The sequence below is a fragment of the Streptobacillus felis genome (genome assembly GCF_001559775.1).
GTDB classification, from domain to species: Bacteria; Fusobacteriota; Fusobacteriia; order Fusobacteriales; family Leptotrichiaceae; genus Streptobacillus; species Streptobacillus felis.
On sequence record NZ_LOHX01000140.1, the window covers coordinates 1 to 283 of the forward strand.

General features: G+C 26.1%; 1 protein-coding gene. It reads left to right on the forward strand.

Translation table 11 applies throughout. The features are described from left to right. On the forward strand, window positions 1–246 hold a 246-nt coding region (locus AYC60_RS02380), incomplete at its 5' end, for a PTS sugar transporter subunit IIA (protein WP_197416933.1). Window positions 247–283: the final 37 nt, after the last annotated feature.

A 283-nucleotide genomic window follows, 5' to 3' on the forward strand; every position in this document is an offset into this window, starting at 1 on the left:
ATTGAACATTTTACAATTGCATTGGGAATAAAAAAAGAAGGTGTTGATTTTGAATCTATAGACGGTGAAAAAACTAAACTTTTTGTTTTAATTGCAACGCATGAAAGATACAATAATTGGCATCTTGAAGCATTAGTAAAAATTTCAAGAATGTTCTATAACCCAATAAATGTAAGTGTTTTAGTGCATTCAAAATCAAAAGAAGGTGTTCAAAGATTAATTGAACAATTAGAAGGGATGAATTAATGAGCAAATTAGAATAATTAACTATGAATGAATTTAA